Raw genomic sequence first — 21901 nt, forward strand, 5'->3', positions numbered from 1 at the left:
ACGCGCACCGTATTGCCGTTGACGCTTTCGATCACGGCGGCCCGCCATTCCCGGCGCTCGGGCGGAGCGGATCGCTCCTGGGCGCGGTCCTGCCAGCCCTCGGCGATATCCACATTGCCCCAGGCGCCGCGCCAGCCGTGGCGGCGATCGTAGTCTTCCAGTCCCTGCATCAGCGCGGTGCGGGCGGCGGACTGCAACGACGGATCCAGCGTGGTGCGCATGTAGTAGCCGCCGGCGTTGATGTCCTCGCCGAACATGCTCAGGGCCCGGCGGCGGGCTTCCTCGACGAAGAAGTCGGCGTCCTGGTACTGGGCGCGGCGGGGGGCGTCCTGGGTCACAAGGGGACGCTGGACGGCGGCCCGGTACTGCTCGTCGCTGATGAAGCGGTTCGAGCGCATGGCGCCCAGGACCCAGTTGCGGCGCGCCTGGGCGGCCTCGGGACGGCGCAGGGGGTGATAGTTGTTCGGCCCCTTGGGCAAGGCGGCCAGGAAGGCGGCTTCATCCACTGTCAGCTGGTCCAGCGACTTGCCGAAATAGTTGAACGCCGCCGAGGCCACGCCGTAGGAGCGATAGCCCAGGAAAATCTCGTTCAGATAGAGTTCGAGAATCTGTTCCTTGGACAGGGTCGCCTCGAGGCGGCTGGCCAGAATCGCTTCGCGCAGCTTGCGGCCGATGGTGCTCTCGTTGGTCAGCAGGACGTTCTTGGCCACCTGCTGGGTAATGGTCGAGCCGCCCTCGAGCCGGCGCCCCTGCACCGCGTTCAGCACATTCTTGAACATGGCGCGGCTGACGCCGCCCACATCAATGCCGCCGTGCTGGAAGAAGTTGGAGTCCTCGGCCGCCAGGAACGCCTGCACCACGGGGGCCGGAATCTGGTCGTAGGTCACATAGATCCGGCGTTCCTGGGAAAACTCCCCGATCAGGGTGCCGTCGCCCGCATAGACGCGCGTGGCCGTGGCCGGACGGTATTCCGCCAGATCGCCCGCGTCGGGCAGATCATGGAACAGCCATGCAGCATAAATGGCCAGCAGAACGCCCGCCAGGGCGATGGCGCCCAGCAGGCCGATGCCTGCCAGAACGAACCAGCGTTCGCCGATCGTCTTCACGCGGAACTCCGAAAATCGCCCCATGCGGCCGGTCTTAGCCCGCGTCCGCCGAGCGCGCCAGTGCCTGATGAAGCGCGATGAAAAACCGGGATCACCCACGTTCACAACTCGTCACCTGTTCGTGAGACGCCACAAGCGGGAATGATCTCGAGGTATTCTCCGGGCGTTCACCTGGTCGCAGAGGAAAGGAGAAGTGTTTCCTTGAGCGGTGACGTCACCGAGGTAGAGGGCATAACGATTGTCGGCCAGCGCCGGAGCGAGCCTGGCCAATCCTTCCCGTCGCAACCGCCGCCGTTTGTCCCGCCCATTTTCGACGAAATCGAACCCGTACCACCTGAAGATCCAGGCCCTTGCGACACTCCGGAAACACGAAGGGAATGGAACGCGGACGCGGCGGCGGCCAAGACGGCCAAGGAATTTGTTGATCACGCCGCAGCGAGAAATCCATCAGAAACTTTGAACCACAGAGAATGGGGCGCGGCTCTTTTTGAAATGCCCGATGGTACTATTGTGAGGGGTACGATTACCCACAGCCAGTACACATTCCAGAATCCAGGTCCCAGCGGCCGGGTCAGCGTGCCGATAGATTGGACTGCACCTGCGGGCGGCGTCCTGATCGGCATGATCCACAGTCATAATGCTGGGAGCCATTTGCCATCAGGCTCGTCTCCCGACGAGTTTGATCTGGCGAACTTGGCGTATATTCGCGATCTTCGGACCTTTCTGGGCCTAAACCCTGACGATGCGCGCATCTATATTGTCGCCCTGACGACAGGCCCGGCCGGACATGAGTCCTACGCAAAGATCACCGTCTATGATCACACCAATCAAGAAGCCGCGATACAAGATGAAGAGGGGCCGGAAGTGAATCCCGACGCTCAGCCATGCCCACTGTAGTCCTCGCTTTCTCGGTTGCGACTTTGGCGCTAACGGGTCAGTCTTCGAGCAGGAGTGCTGTGGATTCCTATCGCGAGGATATTCCAGAAAACGCCCGCGTCGCTGCGGTCTATTCGCTTTCGTGGCCTGTCCCGCGCTCTGACTCTGTTCCGCCTCCGGGCGACGCTCGGATGGTGTTCTTTTCCGTTCCAGATGCCACCGCAAACGCGGAGGATGGGACTCGCCAGCCTGTCCAGCAGAAATGGTATGCGTTCCTTGACAGTACAGAGGTCGATGGCGCGGTCACGCGCTCATGGCTGAGCGGCGATGAATGCCCCAACCTCTACGCCTCGCTGGACTGGCTTTCGGAAATCGTCATTCCCTCGATCCATACCGGGGTGCGAACCCTGCCAGCCCCCATCTGGACTCCGCGCACGCCGCCGCCCAGACCCACACATGGCCCCGTTCACAGGGTCGAGGGTCAGGGATGGGCGCCCGATTTCGACCTCGCCACGGTGAGCATGTCGAGCACGTCCGGCTTTCTGGCGCAGTGGGGCGAAGCCACGACAACAATGCTTGAGCACTGCTGGCGCGAAGACAGACCCTTCTGAAACCCGGCGCCGCAGCTCCAACTCATGACAACGGACGACGCCGGTGAGGTTCGAAGACATGACTTTGATCGCACAGCCCCCGGAATCCGGATCCTTGCCCTGATTGTTCTTGGTTCTATCGTTCTTACGCCGAGAACGGCCCAGTCTCAGGTTCCTGACCACATTCTGGATCACGCCAGAGCCGTCACCGTCAACGAGCGCATCCCGACAACCTTCTACGCCACAGAGCAGCGCGGCTCATGGACCCTCAACGCCATCTACCATCAACCGTCGGACCAGAGCGCGGCTGAAGACGCCTACTGGATCATCCGCCGAACGTCCGGGCGCGCCGATACGCCCTCGGATCATGTGACGTGGGCCGACAGTCGCTCCTGTCCGGCGCTCCACGGCGCCTTGTGGTGGATGTCACGGCTGGAGCCCCCCGCCGTGGACATCCTCGGCCTGACGCCCCGGCAACCCGCCGTCGGAGGGCCTCCGGCCATTATGCGCGCCGATGCGCCGATCTACACGATCTGGGGGCTGGGTCATCAGGCCGACAACAGTCCCGCCTGGGTGCGGATGCGGTCGAACAGCGGATTGCTGGGCGAATGGGGCGACGCGACCGAGAGCAACCTGCGGGAGTGCTGGAGCGAGGACGCGCCTTAGCGTGCCCCGCCCGCCTGTCCGCCGCTCGCCACCATCAGGCCGGCGTCCGGCTGGCTGAAATAGCGGTCGATGCCCTGGGCCGTGGCGCGCATAAGGCGGGTGCGGCCGCGTTCGTCGGTCAGCAGCTGCTCGTCGTCCGGGTTGGTCATGAAGCCCATCTCCAGCAGCAGGGCCGGTACGTCTGGCGCCAGCAGGACCTCGAAATTGGCGTCCCGGTGGCTGCGGTTCAGCATCGGGTGGCCCGAGGCCTCCAGATGGGTCAGCACAACCCGCGCCGCCTGGGCGGACCGGTTCTGGGTGGCGCGCTGGGTCATGTCCAGCAGGATGCGGTCCACGGTGGGGTCGCGGCCCGGCAGGTGAAGCTCCGCGTGCCAGCCGTCGCGGCTGGTGGCCTGACGCACGGCGCGCACAGCGCCCTGTTCGGACAGGGTGTACACGCTGGCGCCGCGCGTGGTGCGGTCATGCCCGGCGTCGGCGTGCAGGGAGATGAAAAGGTCGGCCCCGGCCTCGCGGGCCATGGCGACCCGGCGCGAGCGGGTTACATAGACGTCCGCATCGCGGGTCAGCAGGACCCGATAACCGCCGATGCGTTCCAGCTCGGTCTTGAGGGCCCGGGCGGCCTGAAGGGTCACGGCGCTCTCATTGACGCGCCCGCCCCGGGTGCCGGGGTCATGACCGCCATGACCCGCGTCGATGACGATGAGCGGGGGCTCGCGCCGCTGGGGGACGGATGCTGTCCGGGGCGGGTTGCGCTCCGGCCGGGCGGCCACGACGGCGTCGGTGGCCTTCAGGTCGATGACATAGCGATAGTGGGTCACCCCGTCGCCGGGCGGCAGCAGGAACCGGCGCTCCACCTCGGCGCCGCCGGCCAGATCCAGCCGCAGCTCTGCGCCGCCGCCCGAGCCCTGCATTTCATAGGCCCGCACCAGGCCGAGGCCGCGACCGCTGGCTCCCTGCCCGGCCGAGACGCCCGACAGGCTGAGCACCACGCGCCCCGCCTCGCCGCTTTCCCGGATGCTTCCGCGTGCGGTGCGATCCATATCCACCACGATGCGGGTCCGTTCCGCGTCGCCGCCGAAGCGCACCTGCAGCACATCGCCCTGGGCGTTCAGCGCCAGACCGGCGCCGGCGGCCAGGACAGCCGCTGCGAAAACGATCACGGCGGCCAGAATCAACAGGCCGCGCGGAGTCGCGCGGCGTTTGCCGTCATCAGGAAGCTGAACCGACCGCGACATGCGCGAAACACCCAACAGAACTGAACCAGTCTTCACCCTGCCACATCGTGGTGATCAACGGGTTAAGCACCGGACGCTTTTCATTCCGGCCGCCAGTCACTATGCTGTGTCGTGATCATCGGCCGCGAAGGCGCGCGGATGGTCGCCATTCCGCCTTATCCGACGGGTTTTCCGGACCAATCCGGCGACTCGCTCACCAGAGGCCCTCACGCGCAGATGATGCGCGTCATGGCCTCAGGAACCGATAACACCATGGGCTCAACGCCTTGCGCCTCCATCCAGCCTGAAGCCGCCGTCGACGCCCTGTGCGTCCGCGTTCGCTCGGCCCTCGCCACCGGCGAGCGGATGGGGTTCGGCGTGACGCCCCTCACAACATACCGGCGAGCCGCTCGCGCCTTCCTGATCGAAGGCAGAGGTCCGGCGCGCCCTGGAGAGACCCTTAATGTCGAAGACAATGCTGATCGATGCGGCGCACGCGGAAGAAACGCGCGTCGCCATCGTGGACGGCCGCCAGGTCGAGGAATTTGATTTTGAATCCAAGGCGCGGCGGCAGCTGCGCGGCAATATCTATCTGGCCAAGGTCACCCGCGTAGAGCCCAGCCTGCAGGCGGCCTTCGTGGAATACGGCGGCAATCGCCACGGCTTCCTAGCCTTCAACGAAATCCACCCGGATTATTACCAGATCCCGGTCGCCGACCGCGAAGCCATCATGGCCGAGACCGACGATGACGGCGACGAGCATCTGGAGCGTGAAAGCGCCGACGATGAATCCGAGGGCGGTCCCGCCGAGGAAGAGCGCCTGAAACGTCGCTTGATGCGGCGCTACAAGATCCAGGACGTGATCAAGCGCCGCCAGATCCTGCTGGTGCAGGTGGTCAAGGACGAGCGCGGGGCCAAGGGCGCGGCCCTGACCACATGGCTGTCGCTGGCCGGGCGCTACTGCGTGCTGATGCCCAACACGGGCAAGGGCGGCGGCATTTCCCGCAAGATCACCCAGGCCACGGACCGCAAGCGCCTGAAGGCGGCCGCGGCGGCCCTGGATGTGCCCAAGGGCATGGGCCTGATCATCCGCACGGCCGGCGCCAAGCGGACCAAGGCCGAGATCAAGCGGGACTACGAATATCTGCTGCGCCTGTGGGAGACGATCCGCGAGACGACGCTGAACTCCAACGCGCCGTCGCTGATCTATGAAGAAGAGAACCTGGTCCGCCGCGCGGTGCGCGACATGTTCGACAAGGATTTCGACGGCATCCAGGTCGAGGGCGAGGAAGGCTGGCGCGAGGCGCGGGACTTCATGCGCGTGCTGATGCCGTCCCAGGCCAGGAAGGTGCACCTGTACAAGGGCTCCAAACCCCTGTTCGCCGCCCACGGCATCGAGGACATCCTGCACCAGATCCACCAGCCGGTGGTGCCGCTGAAGTCCGGCGGCTATCTGGTCATCAACCAGACCGAGGCCCTGGTGGCCGTCGATGTCAACTCGGGGCGCGCCACCAAGGAGCGCAACGTCGAGCAGACCGCCTACAAGACCAACATGGAGGCGGCTGTCGAGACGGCGCGCCAGCTGCGTCTGCGCGACCTGGCCGGGCTGGTGGTCATCGACTTCATCGACATGGATGAGGCCAAGAACAATCGCGCGGTCGAGAAGGTCCTGAAAGACGCCCTGTCCACGGATCGCGCGCGCGTCCAGATGGGCAAGATTTCCGGCTTCGGCCTGATGGAGATCAGCCGCCAGCGTCGCCGCATCGGCGTGCTGGAAGGCGCGACCGAGGTCTGTCCGCACTGTCAGGGCGCCGGGCGCATCCGGTCGGTGGAATCCGCCGCGCTGATGGCCCTGCGTCTGGTGGACATCGAGGCGGGCAAGGGCGGCGCCGGGGCGATCAACCTGCGCCTGTGCACGGCCGTGGCGCTGTACGTTCTGAACCACAAGCGCGCCTATCTGAGCCGGCTGGAGGAACAGCGCGGCCTGTTCGTCAACGTCATCGTCGACGACAGCCTGGCCCAGAGCGAGCACGTCATCGAGCGTACCGAGACCAACGAGGACTTCGAGCCGCCGTTCCAGGACACGGCCCTGCCCGCGCCCCTGCATGACGACTTCGACGATTCGGCCTTCGACGACGAAGACGCCGACGACGATGAGGACGAAGACGAGGACGGGGACGACGCGGCGCAGCAGCCGCGCGACCGGTCCGAGCGCGAAGACGGGGAAACCGCCGAAGCCTCTGAAGGCGACGGGCGTGGCCGTCGTCGCCGGCGTCGCCGTCGCGGCGGTCGTGGCGAACAGGACGAGGCCCGCGACGAGGTTCGCGTCGAGGATGCCGACGATTCGACCGACGATGACGGCAGCCGCCGTCGCCGCAGGGGCCGTCGCGGCGGCCGGCGCGCCCGTGAGGACGGTGATCGCGACGCCTACACCTGGGTGCGGGGCCGGACCCCGTCGCTGCAGGATCCCTATGTCTGGTTCAACCCGCTGGACCTCATGGAGGGCGGGCGCCCCGAGCGCGCAGAACGCAGGCCCAAGCCGGATCAGGGCGAGCTGACCCACGACGTGAAGGTCCAGACCCGCGCCACCTCGGAAGGCATGACGCCGCCCGAAGTCGCGCTGGACACGCCTGTCACGCGCCCGGTCGCCGAAACGGTTGCGCCCGCACCCACCGAGCAGCCCAAACGCCGCCGCGTGCGACGCAAGCCCGCGGCCGATGTCGCGGCGGAACCGGTCGCTGAACAGCCTGCGGATCTTCCCGAGCCCGCCCCTGTTGAGCCGGAGGCCTCGTCCGGGCCCTCCCCTGCTCCGTCTCCCGAACAACTCGTCGAGACCGATACGCCCCAGCCGGCGCCGGTCGCATACGAGCCGGCGCCCAGGCCTGAAGTGGACATCGCCGCAGTGATCGAGGCGGATCCGGCGCAGATCGTCACGCCCCCAGCCAAGCCGAAACGTGGATGGTGGCGTCGGTGATCATCCGGCGCTAGATTGAAGGGACGGGGGTGGGCGTCAGTCGAGGAGTTCGAACATGGCCTGGCCCCGTCGCTTTCTTTCCGGCGTCGTCGCCGCGTCCGCATTGGCGACCACGATGCTGGCCGCCGCTGCGCCGGCCTCGGCCCAGTCCATTATTCGCGACACCGAGGTCGAGGCGATCATTCGCGAGTGGTCCGACCCGGTGCTGGACGCCATGGGTCTGCAGCCTGACGACGTCACCATCCTGCTGATCAACGACCCGACCCTGAACGCCTTCGCCACGCGCGGGCAGATCATGGGCTTTCACACCGGCCTGATCCTGGAGACCGACAATCCCGGACAGCTTCTGGGCGTGATCGCCCACGAGGCCGGCCACATCAAGAACCGCCACACCCTGCGGGACGGCGCTTCCGACGCCGGCATGCAGCCTTTCCTGGTGTCCATGGCCCTCGGGGCGCTGGCCATTGCGGCCGGTGCGCCGGATGCGGGGGCGGCCCTGCTGGGAAGCTCGGGCTATTTCGGCACCATCGGCGCCCTTCAGTACATGCAGAGCCAGGAGGGTGAAGCCGACCTGACGGGCGCGCAGGCGCTGGATCGCGCCGGGCTGTCCGCACGAGGTCTGGTGGAGTTTTTCGAGGAATTCCGCGCCCAGGAAGTGTTCTCGGACGCCCGCCGCTACCCCTATTTCCGCAGCCACCCGCTGTCATCGCGCCGGATCGAGAACCTGCGACGGCCAGTGGAGCGTCTGCGCAATTACGACACGCCGGATCCCGAACACTGGGCCGACCAGCACGCCCTGATGCTGGCCAAGATCGCCGCCTTCCTGAATTCGCCCACCCAGACGTTCCGGACCTATCGCGAAAGCGATACGTCCCTGCCCGCCCGATACGCCAGGGCCATCGCCTGGTATCGGCAGGGGGAAACCCGGCGTGCGGTGGACGCGGTCGACCTCCTCATCGAGGAAGACCCTGAAAACCCGTACTACTGGGAATTGAAGGGGCAGATCCTGTTCGAGGCGGGGTCGCCCGCCGACGCCGTGCCTGCTCATGAGCGGGCCGTGCAGCTGATGCCCGAGGACGCGCCCCTGCTGCGCATCAATCTGGCCCACGCTCTCATCGAGACCAATGACGAGACGGTTCTGGACCGGGCGATCCTGGAGTTGCGTCGCGCCACCGTGGATGAACCGAACAATCCGATGGCCTGGCGGCTCATGTCGCAGGCGTACGCCACGCTGGGCATGGAAGGCGAAGCACGGCTGGCCTCCGCCGAGTTTCACTATTCGGTCGGCCAGCGACGCCAGGCGACGCAGTTCGCCCTGCGGGCCCGTGACATGCTCGACCCCGGCTCGGTGGAATGGCGCAGGTCGGTGGACATCGTGCTCGCCTCCGGCGCCACGCCGGAAGATCTTGAAGACCTCGATCGCCGCCAGAGCGAGCGGCCAAGGTCCCTTTACGAAGAAGTGACGACGCGGCGCCTGTCGCACGCGCCCTCGCATCAGCACTGAGCTTTCCAGGAGACTTCATGACCGACAACGCCGACCGGCCGGCCGGGCGCCCCGCCAACCGTTCAACCTGGCTTCGCGACCCGCGACTGGGCGCCGTCGCCCTGGGCGTCTCGGTGCTGGCTCTGGGCGTCGCAGCGGCGCCCCTGCTGACCGGCGGCGATTTCGACGGGCGGGTGCGGGCCTATCTGCTCAATCATCCGGAAGTGCTGGAAGAGATGCTCCAGGCCCGTCAGATGCAGCAGCAGGCCGCCGGCACGGAGGCCATCAACGCGGCGGTCGCTGCGGACCCCGCGCTTCTGACTCACGACCCCCGCGACCCGGCGTTCGGGCCTGCGGCTGAGGCGGCGGCCGTGACGGTGATCCAGTATTTCGACTACCGCTGTCCCGGCTGCAAATCGGTGGCCCCGGGATTCCTGGCTGTGATGGAAGCCAACCCGGATGTCCGTTTCATTTTCAAGGAATGGCCCATTCTGGACCGCCCGGGGGACGAAACCTCCAACTACGCCGCGCGCGCCGCCCTCGCCGCCCACGCCCAGGGCCGCTACCTAGCGGTTCATCAGGCCCTCATGGCCGAGCCGGCGCTGGACCAGGCGGGCGTGGACGCTGTGCTGGAGATGGCCGGCGTAGACATGACCGCCGCGCGCGCAGCGATCGCGTCAGGCGCGACGGACCAGCACGTGGCCGATATCCATGACGCGGCCCGGCGCATCAACCTTCAGGGCACGCCCACCTTCCTCGTCAACGGACGCGCCACGGACAGCATCGATCCCCGCGCCGTTGCTGAAGCCATCGCAGCAGCTCGCCAACAAGGCTGAGCCGTTCCGCTCAGTAAAAAAAAAGGCCCGCGAAGCGATTCGCGGGCCTTTTGTCTGGATAATGCGCCTCGCCTCAGTGAGAGACGCCGCGCCAGATACGGCGATAGCTGGCGTAGGTCAGGCCCGCGAACAGCAGCAGGTAGATCATCACGGCCAGGCCGGTGCGCTTGCGCTCCACCGCACGGGGGTCGGACGCCCAGGCGATGAAGGCCGACACGTCCCGCGACATCTGGTCCACCGTGGCTTCGGTGCCGTCGTCGTAGGTCACCTGGCCGGCCCGCAGCGGATTGGGCATGGCGATAAAGCCGCCGTAGGGGACATGCTCAGGGTCGCCGTCCCAGAACGGCGTCATGTCGCCGGCCATATAGGGGTTGTAGTACTGGCCCGCCGCCATGCGCAGACCCTCGGGCGGATCCACATAGCCGGACAGCAGCGAATAGATGTAGTTCGCGCCGTCGTGACGGGCCTTGGCCATGACCGACAGGTCCGGCGGGAAGGCGCCGCCGTTGGCCGCGGCCGCGGCCGTGGCGTTCGGATAGGGCTCGGGGAACCGGTCCGCCGGCGTGCCCGGGCGGAAGAGTTCCTCACCGGTCTCCGAGTCGATGTCGGCGATCTCGAACTCTGCGGCGAGAGCCCGCACGAAGCGATTGTTGTTGGGGTTGCTCTCGTGCGGATCCCAGAACGGACCGCCCTCCTCCGCCAGATTGCGGAACGACAGCAGGTTCATGCCGTGGCAGGCGGCGCAGACCTCGCGGAACACCTTGTAGCCCCGCTGAAGCTGGCCCTGGTCGAACGTTCCGAAGGGCCCCTCGAAGCTGAAGTTTCCGGAGCGCGGGTGCTTGGCCTCACCCGCGGCGAGCGCGGGCGAAGCGGCGGTCAGGCCCAGGGCGGCGACGGCGGCCACGAGGGCGGCCTTCATGGCCAGACGGGGGGCTTTGGCGACAGGACGCGTCATCGCGCTCAACCCTTCTTCTCGATGGCGGCCTCGGGGGCCAGGACGGGTTCGGAAATGGAGCTGGGCACCGGCAGCGGCTTCTCTTTCAGCGCGACGAAGGGCATGGCGAGGAAGAAAGCGAAGTAATACAGGGTCGCGAAACGCCCCAGCCAGAGGAAGCTGTTCAGGTCGCCGTCATAGACGGTGAAGGTGGAGAAATTCCCGATCACATGGGCGTCCGGCAGTTCAGCGCCGCACCAGCCCAGGATGAACCCGTTCACGACGAACAGGACGAACATGACCTTCATGATCGGGCGATAGCGCATGGAGCGGATGCGGGACCGATCCAGCCACGGCAGGACGAACAGGATGCCGATGGAGCCGAACATGGCCACCACGCCGCCGAACTTGTCCGGGATGGCGCGCAGGATCGCGTAGAACGGCAGCAGATACCATTCCGGCACGATGTGGGTGGGGGTCACCAGCGGGTTGGCCGGGATGAAGTTGTCCGCGTGGCCCAGGGCGTTCGGATTGAAGAACACAAAATAGGCGAACAGCAGCAGGAACAGGATGATCGCGAAGCCGTCCTTCACCGTGTAGTACGGGTGGAAGGGCAAGGTGTCCTTGGCCTGGCGCTCCTTGGGGATCAGGATTCCCACCGGGTTGTTCTGCCCGGCGTGGTGCAGGGCCCACAGGTGCAGAACCACGCAGCCGGCGATCAGGAACGGCAGCAGATAGTGCAGCGAGAAGAAGCGGTTGAGCGTGGCGTTGTCGATGGCCGGGCCGCCTTGCAGCCAGGTCAGGATCGGACCGCCGACCACCGGGATCGAACCGATCAGATTGGTGATCACCACCGCGCCGTGGAACGACATCTGGCCCCAGGGCAGCACATAGCCCAGGAAGGCGGTGCCGATCAGCAGGAAGAAGATCAGACACCCGACGATCCAGATCATCTCGCGCGGCGCCTTGTACGAGCCGTAGTACAGGCCGCGCAGCATGTGGATGTAGGCCGCGATGAAGAACATCGAGGCGCCGTTGGCGTGCACATAGCGGATCAGCCAGCCGCCGTTCACGTCGCGCATGATGCGCTCGACGGACTCGAAGGCCATTTCGGTGTTGGGTACATAGTGCATGGCCAGCACCACGCCGGTGACGATCTGGATCCCCAGACACAGCATCAGGATGCCGCCGAAGGTCCACCAGTAGTTGAGGTTCCTGGGGGTCGGCAGGCTCATGTAGTCCGCGCCGAAACGGATGATCGGCAGACGGCTGTCCATCCAGCGCTCGAAAGCGGTCTTGGGGACGTAGGTGGATTCGTGGTCGCTCATGATCTCTCTTACGTCCGCGCTCAGCCGATCCGGATCCGGGTGTCGCTCAGATATTCATAATCCGGCACCACCAGATTGGCGGGGGCCGGTCCGCGGCGGATGCGGCCCGACGTGTCATAGTGCGACCCATGGCAGGGGCAGAACCAGCCGCCGTAGTCGCCGGTGCCGAAAGTGGGCACGCAGCCAAGGTGCGTGCAGGAGCCGACCAGCACCAGATACTGCTCGTGGCCTTCCACGACGCGCTCGGCGTCGGTCTGGGGGTCGGGCAGGCTGGCGCTGTCCTCGGCGCGGGCGCGCTGGACCTCGGCCGGCGTGCGGTACCGCACGAACACCGGCTTGCCCTGCCACTTGATGACCACCTGCTGGCCTTCCTGAACCTTGGTCAGGTCGAACTCGATGGACGCCAGGGCCAGGGTGTCGGCCGCCGGGTTCATCTGGTTGATCAAGGGCCAGACAGCGGCCACGCCGGCGCCGGCTGCAGCAGCCCCCGCGGCGATATGAATGAAATCACGACGAGTGGCGTCTTGCCCTTCGCCTTCAGGATGCACGACCGATTCGGCCAATGTCTCACCTCTGCAGAACCCAGCGCCGAACCGGAACGGAACGACAATGTGGTGCGTAACCCCAGCGGGACTGTTCAGTCCATGCCCCGGCCCGGGTTTGCGGCGGTTCGCCGCAAGTCGCTGACGCTTCCGTGCGAAGCATTCGCAATTCAGGCCGCGACAAGGCCCCGCCCCGCGCGTATGAGGGCCTTAGAATGCGTCTCGCCCTTTTTCAACCTGACATTCCCCAGAACGTGGGCGCCTGCATCCGATTGTCGGCCTGTTTCGGCGCGCCCCTGGATGTGATCCGCCCTACGGGCTTCGCTCTGGACGACAGATCCATGAAGCGGGCGGCTCTGGATTACGGGCCGCTGTCGCACATGACGGTGCATGACGATTGGGACGCCTACTGCGCAGCCGGTCACCCCGGCCGCCTGATTCTTTTCACGACGAGGGCGTCCGAGAGCCTCACCGGCTTCGCCTTCCGGCCCGATGACCGCCTGCTGTTCGGGCGTGAGACGGCGGGCGCGCCCGATCACGTGCATGAGGCTGCTGATGCGCGCCTTTTCATACCCATTCGCCCCGAGACCCGATCGCTGAACCTCGCAACCTCGGCCGCCATCGCCCTTTTCGAGGCCCTGAGACAGACGGGCGAACTTGAACCGTGACGCGGGAACAGGGGCTGCGCGCCCATGTTCCCGCGCCTGCCCCGACATCTAGGGCTTGCGGATAATCCAGGACGGATGCTGGAACAGCTTGTCCTCGGCCTTTTTCGGTCGGTGGACGTGCAGGTCCAGACCGTGCTGCTGCGCGAAGGCGTCGACCTCCTTGATGACCAGGGCGTAACGCTCACTGTAGTCATCACCAGAGAATATGCCGCCGCTTTTCAGCTTCGGCCACCAATCCTGAATCGTCTGGCCGCCATTTTGCCCGGTGTGGGCGTAGCCGTCGATGTAAATGAAGTCAAAATAGTCATCAGGGAAAAGATCCAGCGCCTCATCAAACTTCAATTTGATGATGCTGTTTTTCTCCTTGTAGGGCGCCAATCGCCGAAGGACGCCCTTGTACTGCTTGACGTCGTGACCGCGATCGCCGGCCCACATGTCAATGCTGTAGAAGTGTTCAAATCGACCGGTCGCCAGCAGACGCTGGGAGAACGACCCGGACGCCACACCCAGTTCCACGCCGATGGAGCCAGGCCGCGTGAAACGCGCCACGTCTTCCCGCCTGGTCAGGCCGGGGAGCTGGCTGAAATCCAGCACCTCGGCGCCGGAGGTGACCGAGGGGACGGCGGCGGCGGCGGCGGTGGAATTCCCCAGCGCCTTCGCGTCCTTGATGCGGATCATGGCTTCGTAGCCGCTGAAGGCTTCGAACTCGTAGGATTCCGGGGGCAGCTTTTCCGCAAGGGCGAGCGCCTCGCCCTGCTTCCACCCCGGGTACGACAGAAGCTCGTCAAACAGAATGACGCTTCCTTCCACCAGTCGAGGTTTGCACAGCTCCAGAATCGTGCGGCAGGGAGAAACCGTGTCCGTATCAATATTGATGAAGGCGATGGGGCCCGGATTCTGTTCAAGGAACTTGGGAAGCGTGTCGTCGATCCAGCCCTTGATCAGGCGCACATTCTCTCTCACTTCGGGCATGACGCCCTTCAGGGAAAAGGTGCCGGGGCGGCCCGAAGCGCCGACCCATCGTTCGGACAGACCCTCAAAGGAATCAAAACCGAACAGCAACCGGTCGTCTCCGGTCGTTTTCAGGATGTCGGCGAAAAGATTGATGCTCGTGCCGGAGCGAACCCCGAACTCCAGGATCATGCCTTCAGCGGGGATATTCTTGATGGAATAGCTGTGAAGAACGCTCTTGTTCCGAAAGAGCATCGCGGTGTGCAGATGGCTTTCGATAAAGTCGGCCGATGTCTGCCTGGCGCGCTCGTTCAGGAGATCCACCGTGGGATGCTTCTTGGCGGCGGCGATTTTCGCGGCCCTCTTGCGAGCCTCGGTCTTCAGGTCAGCCAAGTTCCACCTCTTCAATAAATCACGGCGCGCCCAGGCTGGCGTACGCCCTTTCCCGGATAAGCCGTCCAAACCCGGCCGGTCAAGGCCGTTGCGGGCCGTCGGGGCCGCTGCTGGAGGGCTCCACACCCCGGGCGCAAACGACTACTGAAGGTTGCGTCCGCCGGCGACGACTGACGTATCTGGGGACGCCTTCCCGCCGCACGTCCGACCACGAACCCTTCAGGTGAATATGAGTTCCTCCAGGTCCCGCCCCGTTATCGTCTGGTTCCGGCGTGATCTGAGGATCGCCGACAATCCAGCCCTGACCGAGGTGGCGGCGACCGGCGCGCCGGTGATCCCTCTCTATATCCACGACCCGGCGCTGGACGGCCGCCCCATGGGAGCGGCGTCCGGATGGTGGCTGGACAAGTCCCTGCGCGCCCTCGCGACCGAGCTTGAGGAACGTGGCGCGCCCTTGCTGCTGCGGTCCGGCGACCCGGAAGCCACGTTGCGGGTGGTGATCAATGAGACGGGCGCGGACGCCGTCCTGATGAACCGCATGTTCGAGCCGGCCGCCTGGGAACGGGACGCCGAAATCGCCCATGGCCTGAAGGCGGACGGCGTGGCCTGCCGGGGCTTCAACGGCACGATGCTCGCCCGGCCCGGTTCGGTCCGCACAGGTCAGGATGCGCCGTACAGGGTATTCACCCCATTCCTGAAGGCGCTGCTGGACAAGGCGGAGGAGCCCGCGCCCCGGGACGGACCGCGTACGCTGGACGGGGTCGCAGGGCTGACAGGCGAAGCTGTCGACGACTGGGGATTGCACCCCCTCCGGCCTGACTGGTCCACGGGATTCGACTGGACGCCGGGAGAGTCAGGCGCACGCGAAGCCCTGTCACGTTTTTTGGCCGGCCCCCTCACGGTCTATGGCGAGGGACGGGACATACCGGGAGAGGACGGAACCAGCCGTCTGTCCCCTCACCTGCATTTCGGGGAGATCAGTCCCTGGCGGGCCATACGCGCGGCGCGTCAGGCGGCGAAAGACGGCCGGGTCCCGGGAAAACAGGCCGAAAAGTTCGTCAGCGAAGTGGGCTGGCGCGAGTTCTCAACGCACCTGCTGCATCATTTCCCCTACATGGCCGAGCGCGCGTTCCGGCCCGAGTTCGAGGCCATGGCCTGGCGCGATGACGGCGAAGGTCTGGAGGCCTGGAAGCGCGGCATGACCGGCTACCCCGTCGTGGACGCCGGCATGCGTCAGCTGTGGGCCACGGGCTGGATGCACAACCGGGTGCGGATGATCGTCGCCTCGTTCCTCGTCAAGGATCTGCTGGTCGACTGGCGCGAGGGCGAGGCCTGGTTCTGGGACACCCTTGTGGACGCCGACATGGGCGCCAACATCCAGAACTGGCAATGGGTCGCCGGATCGGGTGCGGACGCCGCCCCGTATTTCCGCATCTTCAATCCCGTGACCCAGGGCGAGAAATTCGACGGGGAGGGAAAATATGTCCGACGTTGGGTTCCGGAACTGGCGGGTCTGTCGGACCGGTGGATCCACGCGCCCTGGACCGCGCCCACAGAGGTTCTGGCCGCCGCGGGAATCCGGCTGGGGCGTGACTATCCGGCCCCGATCGTGGACCATGCCATGGGGCGAAAACGCGCCCTGGATGCTCTGGAGCAGATCAAGTCCGCACGGGACAAGGACTGAGGGAGGTTCTCATGACCGCTGTGACGCCTGATATCGCCGCCATCGCCGCGCGCACGCCGACCGGTTTTGGCATTCTTCTGAGGGTGCTGGCCGCTAATTGGGCCATCGGGCGACTGACGGTCCGCCTCCCCAACGGCGCGGTCCATGAACTCAAGGGCAAGCAGACCGGGCCGGCTGCGACCCTGATCGTCAAGGACTACGGTTTCGCCAGGCGCGTTCTTGCTTCGGGCGACATCGGATTCGCCGAGGCCTATATGGCCGACGAATGGGACACGCCCCACCTGGCCGGCCTGCTTGAGGTGCTGGTGCGCAATTACGAGGGCATCCAGCGGCTGTTCGACGGCAATGTGATCATGCGGGGGCTTCACTGGGCGCGGCACAGGCTGAACCGAAACAGCCGCGAGGGGGCGCGCAAGAACATTCACGCCCACTATGACTTGGGCAATGCCTTCTACGAGACCTGGCTGGACCGGACCATGACCTACTCCTCGGCGGTCTTCGAGACGCCGGGCGAGGCGCTGGAGATCGCCCAGACCCGCAAGTACGCGCGCCTGGCGCAGGCCATGGACCTCAGGGCGGGCCACAAGGTTCTGGAGATCGGATGCGGCTGGGGCGGCTTCGCGGAATATGCGGCCCGCGAAGTGGGCGCCCATGTCACCGGCGTCACCATCTCCGCCGAACAGCACGCCTACGCCACGCGCCGGCTGGCCCAGGCCGGTCTGTCCGACCAGACCGACATCCAGATGATCGACTACCGCGATGTTCAGGGCCGGTTCGACCGGGTCGCGTCCATCGAGATGTTCGAGGCGGTGGGGCAGGAATACTGGCCGACCTATTTCGACAAGATCCATCAGGTGCTGACGCCCGGCGGCCGGGCCGCCCTGCAGATCATCACCATGGATGACGCCCTGTTCGGCGGCTACGACAAGCGCACGGATTTCATCCAGAAGTACATCTTCCCGGGCGGCATGCTGCCCAGCGAAGCGGTGTTGCAGCCGATCGTGGAGCGCGCGGGTCTGGCGTGGAACAGCGTCGAGCGGTTCGGACACTGCTACGCCGACACCCTGAAGCGCTGGGACGACCGGTTCATGAGCGCGTGGGACCAGATCCAGCGCATGGGCTTCGACGACCGGTTCCGTCGGCTCTGGCGCTTCTACCTGGCCTACTGCGAGGCCGGTTTCCGCGCCGACCGCATCAATGTGATCCAGTTGGCGCTGGCCCGAAGCTGACGTTATGACCGCTCCCCTTCTGGCGACGGCGGCGTTGGCCGCAATCCGGGATGCGCGCGACATACGGATCGTGGACGCCAGCTGGCGCATGGACGGGAGCCGGCCGGGCGAGGATGAACCGCGCATCCCCGGCGCGGTGCGATTCGACATCGACGCGGTGGCCGATCCGGCCAGCCCCCTGCCCCACATGCTGCCCACGCCCGAGGCGTTCGCGGCGGCGGTCGGCGCCATGGGAATCGGTCAGGACGACCACATCGTGGTCTATGACGAGCGCGGCCTGTTTTCTGCGGCGCGGGTCTGGTGGACGTTCCGGACAATGGGCGCGCGCCGGGTGCAGGTGCTGGACGGCGGGCTGCCGAAGTGGCTGGCCGAAGGTCGCCCGGTGCAGACCGGATCCGCCACTCCGTCGCCGCCCGCCGCTTTCCGGACGGACTTTCATGCCGGCAGGGTCGCCGACCTGATCCAGGTCCGCCGCGCCCTGGGCGACCCCGCTGCTCTCGTCATCGACGCCCGACCGGCCGAGCGCTTTTCCGGACGGGCGCCCGAACCCCGCGCGGGTCTTCGCAGCGGTCACATGCCCGGAGCGATCAATGTCCCCTTCAGCGACCTGTTGACCTCCAGCGGCGGCTTGCGGGGCCCGGAAGACCTGACCGCCCTCTTCGAGCGCGCCGGCATGACCCCGGCCCGGGACATCATCACCACGTGCGGGTCAGGTGTGACGGCCGCCATCCTCAGCCTCGCCCTCGCGGTGCTCGGCCGTGACAGCGCGGTCTATGACGGGTCGTGGGCGGAATGGGGCGCCCGTCCGGATATGCCTGTCGAAGGCGCATAGGGAGTCCGTCAGGGGCCGGTCAGCGCACCGGCAAACCGTACATCAGGCCGCGCGGATCGGCGTCCCAGCGCGCGTTCAGACCCCGCGCCAGATTCAGCGACGAGCGCGTTCCCAGATTACGCTCGAAAACCTCGCCATAGTTGCCGACGCCGTCCACCGCGTCGCGCGCCCAGGTGTCGGACAGCCCCATCATCGCACCGAACCCGCCCTCGACACCCAGCAGGCGACGCACCTGCGGATCGCTGGAGCTGGCCGCCATGTCGTCCACGTTTTCCTGGGTCACACCCAGTTCCTCGGCCAGAATCAGGGCGTTCAGGGTCCAGCGCACGATGTCGGACCACTGGTCATCGCCCCTGCGCACCACAGGTCCCAGCGGCTCCTTGGAAATCACATCGGGCAGGATCGCGTGGGCCTGGGGATTGCCCAGCATGGTGCGGGCGGCGGCCAGGGACGAGACATCGCCGGTGAAGGCGTCGCAATCCTCCCGGGCGTAGGCTTCGCGCGCCGCCTCCTCATTGTCGGCCATGACAGCCTCGTGGCGCAGGCCCCGCACCTGGAAATAATCCGCCAGGTTCAAGGCCGTCGTCGAATTGGACTGCACGCAGATACGCGCGCCGTCCAGCTCGGCCGCGCTCGTCAGGTTCAGCGAACGGCGGACAAGGAAACCCTGGCCGTCATAGTAGTTGATGCCGACGAACTCCAGGCGCTCTCCGGCGTCTCGGCCCATGGTCCATGAGGTGTTGCGCCACAGAACGTCGATGCGGCCTTCCGCAAGGGCTTCGAACCGGTCGCCGATGGCCAGCGGCACGAAGCGCACCGCATTCGGGTCACCCAGAACCGCCGCCGCCGTCGCCCGGCAGAAATCGACGTCAAAACCGCGCCATTGCCCGCGATTGTCTGTGTAGGCGAAGCCCACGAGCCCCTGATGAACGCCGCAGTTGAGCCGTCCCCGCGCGCGCACGGCCGCGAGGGTTTCACTGGGTTCGGCCGCGTCCTGCGCAATCAGGGGCTGGTCCGGCGCGTCGTCCGCGACCACGCGTCGGTCGTCGCCGCAGGCCGCCAGAAACAGCATCCCCGCCAACACCCCGGCACCGGCACAACCACGCGCGAACATTATCCTCGCCTTCATCGGAATCCCGCCTTTGGTGTTAGAAGCCTTTGGGTCGGCTCCGCAACCCGCCGACCTCGCTTTGATGGATTATCCTGCCCGCGATGCCCCAGCCGCCGTCCGACCGCACCCGCCTGATCCGTTCGGCCACCCGCAAGCCGACCGAGGGTCGCCGTCCGGTCAATCCTCCCATCGAGCGGGCGTCGACCCTGCTGAACGCCCGCGCCGCCAGTCTGCGCGACCCGTCGCTCGGACCCGTGTACGGCATCGACGGCATGACGGTTCAGCGAGAGCTGCGCGCGCTGCTCGCCGAGATGGAGGGCGGTGCGGACGCGTGGCTGACGCCCACCGGGCTGGCGGCCGTCACCATTCCCGTCCTGGCCCTGACCCGTCCGGGCGATACGGTGCTGGCCACAGACGCCGTCTACGGCCCCACGCGCCGGTTTCTGGATCGCCACATGGTGGCGCGGGGCGTCTCCATTCGCTATCACCCGGCCGACGCCCCCGCCGACCGGATCATCGCGGCCATGGACGGCGTCAGGCTGCTCGTGATGGAATCCCCCGCCTCGCTGACCTTCGAGATGGTCGACGTGGCCGCCGTCACCGCCGCCGCGCGGGACAAGGGCGTGCTGACCGTCATGGACAACACCTGGGCCGCTGGTCTGGCCTTCCGGCCGCTGGCGCACGGGGTGGACGTCAGCGTCCAGGCGATCAGCAAATATGCGGCCGGCCACTCCGACCTGCTGATGGGCGCAATCGCCGTCGCCGACGCGCAGGTCGGCAGGGCGATCTTCAACACCATCGAGGATCTGGGCTGGCACACGGCTCCGGACGAGGCGTGGCTGGCCCTGCGCGGCCTGCGCACCCTGCCCCTGCGCATGGCCGAGCACGCCCGTTCGGCCCTGCAGGTGGCCGAGTGGCTGCAATCGCGTCACGAGGTGGCCCGCGTTCTGTATCCGCCCCTGCCCGGCTCGGTCGGTCATGACCTCTGGGCCCGGGACTATGCGGGCGCGGCGGGTCTGATGGGCGTCGTGCTGAGGGGCGGAACGGAGGCGGAGGCCGAAGCCGTGCTGGACGCCCTCACCCTGTTCGGCCTGGGCTACTCCTGGGGCGGCTTCGAAAGCCTGGCGACCCACGAGACCGGCCAGATGGCGCTGCGGCGCCACCCGGCGACGCTTGAAGGCCCGCTGGTCCGCCTGCACATCGGCCTGGAGGACCCCGCCGATCTGATCGCCGATCTGGATCAGGCCCTGGCCACGTGGGGTGTCAGATCATCCCCTGCATGAACCGGACGCCGACCTTTTCTGCATAGGTTTTGACCAGCTCCGCGGCGGCCAGAACGTCGGGGTCATCCGACTTGCGCGCGGCGGTGAAGGGCCGCCCCGCATCAGCGATCGGATGGCCGAACAGAGAGTTGGCGTACTGCACCTGGGCCAGGACCCGATAGTTCTCCTCCGGGTGCACGCCCTTGTGCAGGGCGCTGGTGTCCACCAGGAACAGGGTGCCCGACGGGCCCGTGATGCGCTCTTCCTGATCCAGCAGGCCGTGTTCGGCCACCTTCTCGTCGGTGTGGCGACCGTCAGCCCACAGGGCGTCGGGGCGGTCGCGGTGGGTGCCCTGGATCATGGCGTGCGGGCCGTCGTTGGGGCCCACATCGGTCAGGTACATGAACAGCTTCACGAAGCCGAGGCGGTACATGTCGTGGTGATAAAGCTGCGCCGTGTCGGACAGGTCCTTCGCGCTGACCGGCACATTGGAGTTCACGAAGGCCACCGGCACGTCGAAGATCGGCGGCACGCCCATGTACTGATGCACGATGGTCAGCAGCAGCGGATCGGCCGCCACCTCGTACATCTCGCCGAAGCTGGTGACCCACGAGAAGTTGGACTTGATCTGGGGCGGCGCCTCGGGCGAGCCCTTCAGGATGTTGGTCAGCTTGTCGCCGTGGATCGCCTCCATCCGCGTCAGCACCTTGTTGCGAAGGCTCTCGACCAGCGCCGGCGGGAGGGAGAATTTCGCCTTCCACATGCCGGTCTTCTGCAGCGAGCGGACCGCGCCGCGAATGGTGTTGGGCTGGTCCGCCACGTCAAACATGCTGCGGGCCAGATTGTACTTCTCGGACGGCACGTGGTCGGCGATCACCGAACTGAACACCTGATGGCTCTTTGATCGGGTTTCGGTGAAGGTCTGGCGCAGCAGCAGGTATTCGTCGTTGGTGTTGGTGCGCTTGCGGGCATAGCCGGCATAGGCGTCGGCCATCTTGCGCACGGCATAGTTGGGGGGCAGGTACTCGCCCAGATTGCGGTTCAGCTCCGCTGCGGCCAGGCCCTCGACCTGAACCGAATAGTTGCGCGCCTGAACCAGAATCCTGTCGCCGAACGCCATGGGGTTTCCCTGCACTGAAAGATCAGCGGAAAGCTCTATGCCCAAGCCGATTAGCGGGCAAGGCGCGTGACTGTACAGACAAAGTCGCCTTGGCCTCATGTC

Annotated in this window: 19 protein-coding genes; 11 read left to right on the plus strand and 8 right to left on the minus strand. The window is 66.4% G+C overall.

Annotated features, from left to right (window positions below; all coding sequences use genetic code 11):
• Positions 1–1130: transglycosylase domain-containing protein (locus ACK4FB_RS13415; RefSeq protein ID WP_409753223.1), on the minus strand; the 1130-nt coding region annotated here is incomplete at its 3' end.
• 177 nt (positions 1131–1307) lie between these two features.
• Between ACK4FB_RS13415 and ACK4FB_RS13420 the strand changes: the two genes are divergently transcribed.
• The 3 genes from ACK4FB_RS13420 to ACK4FB_RS13430 all read left to right on the plus strand — a co-directional run bounded on the left by ACK4FB_RS13420 (position 1308) and on the right by ACK4FB_RS13430 (position 3238).
• The gene (locus tag ACK4FB_RS13420; protein WP_409753226.1) at positions 1308–2003 is read left to right on the plus strand and encodes a hypothetical protein; all 696 of its coding nucleotides are present in this window, start codon (positions 1308–1310) and stop codon (positions 2001–2003) included.
• 170 nt (positions 2004–2173) lie between these two features.
• Positions 2174–2593 carry a hypothetical protein gene (locus ACK4FB_RS13425; protein WP_409753229.1) on the plus strand — a complete coding sequence of 140 codons (420 nt, stop codon included), beginning with the start codon at positions 2174–2176 and terminating at the stop codon, positions 2591–2593.
• 24 nt (positions 2594–2617) lie between these two features.
• On the plus strand, positions 2618–3238 hold the full coding sequence (locus tag ACK4FB_RS13430; protein ID WP_409753232.1) for a hypothetical protein: 621 nt from the start codon (positions 2618–2620) through the stop codon (positions 3236–3238).
• On the opposite strand, the gene ACK4FB_RS13435 is transcribed toward ACK4FB_RS13430, so the two are convergent.
• Positions 3235–4473, minus strand: a complete 1239-nt coding sequence (locus tag ACK4FB_RS13435; protein WP_409753234.1) for an N-acetylmuramoyl-L-alanine amidase — start codon at positions 4471–4473, stop codon at positions 3235–3237. The two genes, ACK4FB_RS13430 and ACK4FB_RS13435, sit on opposite strands and share 4 nt — an antisense overlap.
• 442 nt (positions 4474–4915) lie before the next feature.
• Here ACK4FB_RS13435 and ACK4FB_RS13440 point away from each other — a divergent pair, with 442 nt between their 5' ends.
• Genes ACK4FB_RS13440 through ACK4FB_RS13450 form a run of 3 tightly spaced genes read left to right on the plus strand, consistent with a single transcriptional unit; the run spans position 4916 to position 9745 of the window.
• On the plus strand, positions 4916–7426 hold the full coding sequence (locus tag ACK4FB_RS13440) for an Rne/Rng family ribonuclease (RefSeq protein WP_409753237.1): 2511 nt from the start codon (positions 4916–4918) through the stop codon (positions 7424–7426).
• Positions 7427–7481: 55 nt separating this feature from the next.
• A complete protein-coding gene (locus ACK4FB_RS13445) occupies positions 7482–8930 on the plus strand; it encodes a M48 family metalloprotease (RefSeq protein WP_409753240.1) in 1449 nt (482 codons plus the stop codon).
• Positions 8931–8947: 17 nt separating this feature from the next.
• Complete coding sequence (locus tag ACK4FB_RS13450) at positions 8948–9745, plus strand: thioredoxin domain-containing protein (RefSeq protein ID WP_409753243.1); 798 nt, start codon at positions 8948–8950, stop codon at positions 9743–9745.
• 73 nt (positions 9746–9818) lie between these two features.
• Here the strand turns inward: ACK4FB_RS13450 and ACK4FB_RS13455 are convergent, their stop codons facing one another.
• Genes ACK4FB_RS13455 through petA form a run of 3 tightly spaced genes read right to left on the minus strand, consistent with a single transcriptional unit; the run spans position 9819 to position 12570 of the window.
• On the minus strand, positions 9819–10700 hold the full coding sequence (locus ACK4FB_RS13455; RefSeq protein WP_409753246.1) for a cytochrome c1: 882 nt from the start codon (positions 10698–10700) through the stop codon (positions 9819–9821).
• 5 nt (positions 10701–10705) lie between these two features.
• The gene (locus tag ACK4FB_RS13460) at positions 10706–12007 is read right to left on the minus strand and encodes a cytochrome b (protein WP_409753249.1); all 1302 of its coding nucleotides are present in this window, start codon (positions 12005–12007) and stop codon (positions 10706–10708) included.
• Between the two features lie 20 nt (positions 12008–12027).
• On the minus strand, positions 12028–12570 hold the full coding sequence (gene petA / locus ACK4FB_RS13465) for a ubiquinol-cytochrome c reductase iron-sulfur subunit (protein ID WP_409753252.1): 543 nt from the start codon (positions 12568–12570) through the stop codon (positions 12028–12030).
• Between the two features lie 194 nt (positions 12571–12764).
• Between petA and ACK4FB_RS13470 the strand changes: the two genes are divergently transcribed.
• Complete coding sequence (locus ACK4FB_RS13470; RefSeq protein ID WP_409753255.1) at positions 12765–13217, plus strand: tRNA (cytidine(34)-2'-O)-methyltransferase; 453 nt, start codon at positions 12765–12767, stop codon at positions 13215–13217.
• 48 nt (positions 13218–13265) lie between these two features.
• On the opposite strand, the gene ACK4FB_RS13475 is transcribed toward ACK4FB_RS13470, so the two are convergent.
• A complete protein-coding gene (locus ACK4FB_RS13475; protein ID WP_409753258.1) occupies positions 13266–14561 on the minus strand; it encodes a class I SAM-dependent methyltransferase in 1296 nt (431 codons plus the stop codon).
• A 229-nt stretch (positions 14562–14790) separates the two neighbouring features.
• Here ACK4FB_RS13475 and ACK4FB_RS13480 point away from each other — a divergent pair, with 229 nt between their 5' ends.
• Genes ACK4FB_RS13480 through sseA form a run of 3 tightly spaced genes read left to right on the plus strand, consistent with a single transcriptional unit; the run spans position 14791 to position 18306 of the window.
• On the plus strand, positions 14791–16245 hold the full coding sequence (locus ACK4FB_RS13480; protein WP_409753261.1) for a cryptochrome/photolyase family protein: 1455 nt from the start codon (positions 14791–14793) through the stop codon (positions 16243–16245).
• 11 nt (positions 16246–16256) lie between these two features.
• Positions 16257–17474, plus strand: a complete 1218-nt coding sequence (locus tag ACK4FB_RS13485; RefSeq protein WP_409753264.1) for a class I SAM-dependent methyltransferase — start codon at positions 16257–16259, stop codon at positions 17472–17474.
• 4 nt (positions 17475–17478) lie between these two features.
• Positions 17479–18306: a 3-mercaptopyruvate sulfurtransferase gene (gene sseA / locus ACK4FB_RS13490; RefSeq protein WP_409753267.1), complete on the plus strand. Its 828-nt coding sequence runs from the start codon at positions 17479–17481 to the stop codon at positions 18304–18306.
• Positions 18307–18325: 19 nt separating this feature from the next.
• Here the strand turns inward: sseA and ACK4FB_RS13495 are convergent, their stop codons facing one another.
• Complete coding sequence (locus ACK4FB_RS13495; RefSeq protein ID WP_409753270.1) at positions 18326–19378, minus strand: amino acid ABC transporter substrate-binding protein; 1053 nt, start codon at positions 19376–19378, stop codon at positions 18326–18328.
• 140 nt (positions 19379–19518) lie between these two features.
• Between ACK4FB_RS13495 and metC the strand changes: the two genes are divergently transcribed.
• A complete protein-coding gene (gene metC, locus ACK4FB_RS13500) occupies positions 19519–20700 on the plus strand; it encodes a cystathionine beta-lyase (protein WP_409753273.1) in 1182 nt (393 codons plus the stop codon).
• Here metC and ACK4FB_RS13505 read toward each other — a convergent pair.
• Positions 20681–21799: a hypothetical protein gene (locus ACK4FB_RS13505; RefSeq protein WP_409753276.1), complete on the minus strand. Its 1119-nt coding sequence runs from the start codon at positions 21797–21799 to the stop codon at positions 20681–20683. The genes metC and ACK4FB_RS13505 overlap by 20 nt on opposite strands.
• Positions 21800–21901: the final 102 nt, after the last annotated feature.

Source organism: Brevundimonas sp. (assembly GCF_046299535.1).
Taxonomy (GTDB): Bacteria; Pseudomonadota; Alphaproteobacteria; order Caulobacterales; family Caulobacteraceae; genus Brevundimonas.

What these genes read in the sequence shown, in the direction of transcription:
- ACK4FB_RS13425 (WP_409753229.1), top strand. Translation starts at nt 2,174, where the DNA reads ATGGTGTTCTTTTCCGTTCCAGATGCCACCGCAAACGCGGAGGATGGG.
- ACK4FB_RS13430 (WP_409753232.1), top strand. Translation starts at nt 2,618, where the DNA reads ATGACAACGGACGACGCCGGTGAGGTTCGAAGACATGACTTTGATCGC.
- ACK4FB_RS13435 (WP_409753234.1), bottom strand. Translation starts at nt 4,473, where the DNA reads ATGTCGCGGTCGGTTCAGCTTCCTGATGACGGCAAACGCCGCGCGACT.
- ACK4FB_RS13440 (WP_409753237.1), top strand. Translation starts at nt 4,916, where the DNA reads ATGTCGAAGACAATGCTGATCGATGCGGCGCACGCGGAAGAAACGCGC.
- ACK4FB_RS13445 (WP_409753240.1), top strand. Translation starts at nt 7,482, where the DNA reads ATGGCCTGGCCCCGTCGCTTTCTTTCCGGCGTCGTCGCCGCGTCCGCA.
- ACK4FB_RS13450 (WP_409753243.1), top strand. Translation starts at nt 8,948, where the DNA reads ATGACCGACAACGCCGACCGGCCGGCCGGGCGCCCCGCCAACCGTTCA.
- ACK4FB_RS13455 (WP_409753246.1), bottom strand. Translation starts at nt 10,700, where the DNA reads ATGACGCGTCCTGTCGCCAAAGCCCCCCGTCTGGCCATGAAGGCCGCC.
- ACK4FB_RS13460 (WP_409753249.1), bottom strand. Translation starts at nt 12,007, where the DNA reads ATGAGCGACCACGAATCCACCTACGTCCCCAAGACCGCTTTCGAGCGC.
- ACK4FB_RS13470 (WP_409753255.1), top strand. Translation starts at nt 12,765, where the DNA reads ATGCGTCTCGCCCTTTTTCAACCTGACATTCCCCAGAACGTGGGCGCC.
- ACK4FB_RS13480 (WP_409753261.1), top strand. Translation starts at nt 14,791, where the DNA reads ATGAGTTCCTCCAGGTCCCGCCCCGTTATCGTCTGGTTCCGGCGTGAT.
- ACK4FB_RS13485 (WP_409753264.1), top strand. Translation starts at nt 16,257, where the DNA reads ATGACCGCTGTGACGCCTGATATCGCCGCCATCGCCGCGCGCACGCCG.
- sseA (WP_409753267.1), top strand. Translation starts at nt 17,479, where the DNA reads ATGACCGCTCCCCTTCTGGCGACGGCGGCGTTGGCCGCAATCCGGGAT.
- ACK4FB_RS13495 (WP_409753270.1), bottom strand. Translation starts at nt 19,378, where the DNA reads ATGCTGTTTCTGGCGGCCTGCGGCGACGACCGACGCGTGGTCGCGGAC.
- metC (WP_409753273.1), top strand. Translation starts at nt 19,519, where the DNA reads ATGCCCCAGCCGCCGTCCGACCGCACCCGCCTGATCCGTTCGGCCACC.
- ACK4FB_RS13505 (WP_409753276.1), bottom strand. Translation starts at nt 21,799, where the DNA reads ATGGCGTTCGGCGACAGGATTCTGGTTCAGGCGCGCAACTATTCGGTT.